The following is a 1,304-nucleotide window of genomic DNA, read 5'->3' as shown; positions in this document are numbered from 1 at the left end:
GTAAACGTCTAGCGAACGGCACCTAGCAATTTATCTTTGCTTGATATTCCACGGCAATAATGACTCAACCTCGGATGAGGTCTCTGCCAAGCCTTGCAGGCACTTGGCGATATACTCATGCACGATAAGGTTATTGGCCTTGGCGGTTTCGATGAGGCTATAAAGAATTGCACTGGCGCGAGCGCCTCGCGGCGTATTTGAAAATAGCCACGCCTTGCGACCTATCACAAACGGTTTTATCGCCCGTTCGGCGCGGTTGTTGTCGATAGTTAATCGGCCATCATCTAAGTAACGCCTGAACTTTTCAAATTGATTCAGCGCATAAAGGATGGCTTTACCCAATGCCATTTTCGGGGGGATTTTATCTTGATGCTGTAACAGCCATTGATAGAGTTCATCTACGATAATTTTAGATTTCTGCTGGCGTATCGCATATTTATCTTCAGCAGATTTACCTTTGATTTGTTGCTCTATGCCGTAAAGTTTGCCGATAAGCTTCAATGCCACATCAGCTTTGCCCGCTTTCTTGTTATTGCCTTTGGCCTCGATAAATTTACGACGAATATGCGCCAAACAAGCGACCAAAGTCGCGTCAGTTTGCGCGTAGGCTTGATAACCGTCTACTTGCAGATACCCAGAAAATCCCGCTAGAAAATCCACGGCACACTGGCCAGCTCGGCTGTTATGATAGTCATAGAGCACGATGTTAGTGTTGCCCTTAGGCGCATCATCACCACAGCAGTACAACCACATGTAGCTTGTCAGTTTATCCGCTTTTAACACCTTAAGCGGGGTCTCATCAGCATGGATAACATCTTGCTCCAGTAAACTGACTTTAAGGCGTTGATATAAAGGCTCAAGTAAGTCGGCACAACGTATCATCCAACTCGACATGGTCTTACGATTGAGCGTAACCCCAATATCCGCAAACAAGGTTTCTTGGCGGTATAAAGGCAGACCAAACTGATATTTACAGGTGATTATATGGCTGAGTAAACTCGGTGTCGCCATGCTTTTGGGGATTGGAGTTGCTGGCATTGATGCGGTTTTTATCGCAACCTCAATGCCTTGTTGCTCACATTGACGGCAAGCATATTTTGGTCGAATCGTTTTAATGACCTTGATGTGCGCAGGGACGAATTCCAATGTCTCGCTATCACTTTGCCCCATTTGATGCAGCGGCCCTTGGCAGCAGTCGCAGTACTTGTTGTCTTCATCAATATCAACGATGACTTCTACTCGAGGAAGCTCAGCAGGTAATGGCTGACGCTTAGGTTGGCTTGATGATTTATCGAAAGTAGGCG

General features: G+C 46.2%; 1 protein-coding gene. It reads right to left on the bottom strand.

Annotation, left to right across the window (positions count from 1 at the left end; all coding sequences use genetic code 11):
- Positions 1-30: 30 nt before the first annotated feature.
- Positions 31-1,304: IS66 family transposase (gene tnpC, locus IEY48_RS20225; RefSeq protein WP_188923336.1), on the bottom strand; the 1,274-nt coding region annotated here is incomplete at its 5' end.

The organism is Shewanella saliphila, assembly GCF_014648295.1.
Lineage (GTDB): Bacteria > Pseudomonadota > Gammaproteobacteria > Enterobacterales > Shewanellaceae > Shewanella > Shewanella saliphila.
The sequence above is the reverse complement of the archived record's forward strand: the minus strand, read 5'-3'. Positions and strand labels throughout refer to the sequence as shown.